This is a genomic window from Yoonia sp. (assembly GCF_014859355.1).
Lineage (GTDB): Bacteria > Pseudomonadota > Alphaproteobacteria > Rhodobacterales > Rhodobacteraceae > Yoonia.
Window position 1 is genome coordinate 1 of record NZ_JACUUJ010000083.1, and the last position, 3,532, is coordinate 3,532.

Below are 3,532 nucleotides of genomic sequence, written 5' to 3' on the forward strand. Positions count from 1 at the left end.
CCATGAGGATGCCGAAGTCATCGCCGCTATCGTGGCTAGACTGCCCGACAGTCTTGGCGGGATCCGCATGGCGCTGCGCATCGCAGAGCTGGCACGCGCCGGTCTGACACCGGACTGGATGCCAGGCGCTGTGCCGCAATGCGTTCCGAGAGAAATACGCGAAAACCAGCATGGTGTGCGCGCTGTGACCGAAGTTATCGGCACAGAACGTGTCCTGACCCGGGGAAAGTGGCGAACTGTCGATGTTTTGATTTGCCCGGTCATTTGGCGCCCGCATCCTGAGCAGATCGCATCCGCGCGGCGCGGGTATGAGGATTGGTGGCACGCGCTGGGCTGGGTGCGGGATGGGTTAACGGCTGGCGGGATGCTGCGGGAGGTGGATCTAATCGAAACGATGCCCAAGGTGCGACCCTGGAAAATAACGAATTAGGACAGCAATGATTAGGGGTAAGATGCTGCGGCGTCGCATCTGCCACGTGATCGGAAACAGATCACTCACAACGTTAACCTTATCTTGCGGCAAAGCGCGGGTTGCATGCTTTGCAAATCCCGATTCGGTAAGTCTCTACATACGACGCAATCGGCCCTGACCTGCCATTCACTTCATAGTCGCGCGCTGCGGTGCAGCTGCACCAAACCGGGCATTCGCTGCAGGCGCAAACTCACATGAGGCAAATGACGCAACTGCGGAGTTACTTTTTTCACAGTGCTTCAGAGGTGCAAAAAGGGCGGCGCTAGATTGCCGCCGCCCCCTTTTAGTCACTGGGCGTTGGGGAAGAACAACTGCTCGCCACCGACCTGATATTCGGCGATGGCCTGCTGGCCCGCATCAGAGACAAGCCAGTCGATGAACGCCTGTCCCTCCTGCGCTTTCACATGCGTATGAAGTTCAGGGTTTACGAGGATCACGCCATAGGGGTTGAACAGGACCGGATCGCCCTCATAGGTGATGGTCAGATCGCCACGGTTCTCAAATGACAACCATGTGCCACGGTCGGTCAGTGCATAGGCCGGGACCTGGACTGCGGTATTGAGCGTGGCACCCATGCCGGACCCGGTTTCAAGATACCATGCGCCCTCGGGAGCGATATCTGCCGCTGACCACAATGCAAGTTCCGCCTGATGCGTGCCACTGTCGTCGCCGCGCGATGCAAAAGACGCACCGGCCTGCGCGATAGCGGTCATCGCATCCACTGCATTTTCGGCGGCACGGGTATCGGCGGGGTCGCTGTCCGGCCCGACGATGACGAAGTCATTATACATGACATCGAAACGCTCTACGCCATAGCCTTCGGCGACGAATTGCTCCTCTGCGGGAAGTGCGTGAACGAAAACGACATCGACATCGCCGCGCCGTCCGGTTTCCAGCGCTTGCCCTGTGCCCTGCGCAACGACGCGCACGTCTATGCCTGTTTCTTCCGTGAACATTGGCAAGATGTATCCGAAAAGGCCGGAATTTTCTGTCGACGTGGTGGACGCGACCGTGATGAAGTCCTGCGCAAAGGCCGGAACAGCAACAATCGATCCGAGGCTGGATACGGCACATAGCAAGAGTGCCCGAGTGTTTGACAGCATGTTGATCTTCTCCTTGTTAATCAATTTAAACTTACCAGATGAGCTCGCCGCCCAGAAAATCCCGGGCTTCGGGTGTCTGAGGAGCGTCAAAGAACCGGGCGGCGGGCCCGTGTTCGATCAGTCGTCCGCGATGCAGAAAGGCAACGTCTTGGGCAAGGCGCCGTGCTTGAAACAGATCATGGCTGGTCATCACGATGGTGATGCCCTCTGCGCTGAACTGGCAGATCAAGTCTTCGATGGCACGGGTTGCAGAGGGGTCGAGTGCCGCAGACGGCTCATCCAGAAACAAGACCTGTGGTCGCATTGCCCATGCGCGCGCCAGCGCAAGGCGCTGCTGTTCCCCACCGGACAGCAGACGCGCGGGGCGCTCGGCCAGCGGGATCAGCCCAAAACGTGTGAGAGTCTTCTGGACCATTTCATCACGCGCAGCGCGCGCATAACCGGCCAAGGCTAGCGGATAGTCCAAGTTGGCCCGGACCGATCGGCGCAGCAGCACGGGACGTTGCAACACCATCGCCTGCGCGGCAGGTCGCGGGTCTTGTGCCTGCCAAGAGATACTGCCCGAGGTGGGTGCAATAAGCCCGTGGCAGAGCCGCAGCAAAAGGCTTTTCCCCGCCCCGTTTGGGCCCATCACAACCAGTCGCCGGCCGGCATTGACCGTAAGGTCAATCCCGTCCAGCAACTCCGTTTTGCCAACGGAATAGCCCACACCAGTGAGCCGCAGGGGAAGGATCGTGGTTGCTGACGCAATGACCTTGTCCACTTTCATCCCAGCCGCCCCCGTGCTGATTGTGCCAGCCCCCATGCGGCCGCATTCAGCGACAAGGTGATCAACAGCAAAATGATGCCAAGTGCCACGGCAAGGCCAAGATTGCCACGGCTGGTTTCCAATGTGATCGCGGTGGTCATGGTGCGTGTCTGGCCCGCGATATTGCCACCGACGATCAGGACTGCACCAACCTCGGCGCTGGCCCTGCCAAAACCTGCAAGGATGCCTGTCACAAGGCTCACCCGCCCATCCCAGAGCAATGTCGGCACCGCGCGCAAACGGCCCGCCCCGAGCGAGCGGAGCTGTTCGCGATATTCAGACCAAAGATCTTCTACTACCGAGCGGGTTAGCGATATCACGATAGGCAGGATTAGGATCGTTTGGGCGATGACCATTGCCGTCGGCGTGAATAAAAGCGCCAGATCACCCAGCGGGCCGGACCGTGACAATAGCAGGTAGACCAAAAGGCCCGCTACGACCGGAGGTAGCCCCATCAACGCATTGGACGCAACGACAATCGCGCCACGTCCGGGAAACCGCGCCAGCGCAAGACCGGCACCCAGTGGCAACCCGATCAGACAAGCGATGCTGACGGCTGTCAGCGTCACTTTGAGCGACAGCGCAATTGTTCCGGTCAAAGCCGGATCGCCAGAGGCAATCAGACCAATCGCGATGGAAAACGGACCGTCCATTGGTAAAATCATCCCCCCGAAATCGTGGACAAGTAAACAAGATGCAGTCTAATGTGCAAACACATAAATAACGCATGGATTTGCAGTATTATGCACAATGATCTGGAAGAGGTTAGTCCGCACTCTGGTGTGCCGAGCCTGATGACGACGAATGAAGTGGCTGACTATCTGCGTGTGAAGCAGCGCACGATTTACGACATGGTCACGCGGCAGACGATTCCCTTTACCCGCGCGACCGGCAAACTGCTGTTTCCGCGCCGCTTGATCGATGTCTGGCTTGAGGCGCAGACCGAAGCGCCTGTTGCAGGGGCTTTTCAGGCACCGCCGATCTATGCGGGGTCAAATGATCCGCTGCTGGAATGGGCACTCCGGCAATCAGGCGCCGGGTTGGCCGTGCTGACGCATGGATCGACGCATGGTCTGCGCGAATTGGCCGACGGGCGCGCGATGCTCGCGGGCAGTCATCTGCTGGATGCGGCCAGCGGAGTCTATAATC

At 59.1% G+C, this 3,532-nt stretch carries 4 protein-coding genes and 1 pseudogene; 2 read left to right on the forward strand and 3 right to left on the reverse strand.

Going from position 1 to position 3,532, the window contains the following annotated elements:
• Positions 1-430, forward strand: a pseudogene (locus tag IBX59_RS14900) (hypothetical protein); the annotation flags it as partial.
• Between the two features lie 329 nt (positions 431-759).
• Here IBX59_RS14900 and IBX59_RS14905 read toward each other — a convergent pair.
• The 3 genes from IBX59_RS14905 to IBX59_RS14915 are packed head-to-tail and all read right to left on the reverse strand — an operon-like array spanning position 760 to position 3,036.
• Positions 760-1,575: a substrate-binding domain-containing protein gene (locus IBX59_RS14905; protein WP_296376971.1), complete on the reverse strand. Its 816-nt coding sequence runs from the start codon at positions 1,573-1,575 to the stop codon at positions 760-762.
• Between the two features lie 31 nt (positions 1,576-1,606).
• Positions 1,607-2,344 (reverse strand): phosphate ABC transporter ATP-binding protein, encoded by a 738-nt coding sequence (locus IBX59_RS14910; protein WP_296376973.1) that lies wholly within the window; start codon positions 2,342-2,344, stop codon positions 1,607-1,609.
• On the reverse strand, positions 2,341-3,036 hold the full coding sequence (locus tag IBX59_RS14915; protein ID WP_296376975.1) for an ABC transporter permease: 696 nt from the start codon (positions 3,034-3,036) through the stop codon (positions 2,341-2,343). Before IBX59_RS14915 ends, IBX59_RS14910 begins: the two co-directional genes overlap by 4 nt.
• A 90-nt stretch (positions 3,037-3,126) precedes the next feature.
• Between IBX59_RS14915 and IBX59_RS14920 the strand changes: the two genes are divergently transcribed.
• Positions 3,127-3,532: helix-turn-helix domain-containing protein (locus tag IBX59_RS14920; RefSeq protein WP_296376977.1), on the forward strand; the 406-nt coding region annotated here is incomplete at its 3' end.

Coding starts and splice junctions, on each gene's coding strand:
- IBX59_RS14910 (WP_296376973.1), bottom strand. CDS start 2,344: ATGAAAGTGGACAAGGTCATTGCGTCAGCAACCACGATCCTTCCCCTG.
- IBX59_RS14905 (WP_296376971.1), bottom strand. CDS start 1,575: ATGCTGTCAAACACTCGGGCACTCTTGCTATGTGCCGTATCCAGCCTC.
- IBX59_RS14915 (WP_296376975.1), bottom strand. CDS start 3,036: ATGGACGGTCCGTTTTCCATCGCGATTGGTCTGATTGCCTCTGGCGAT.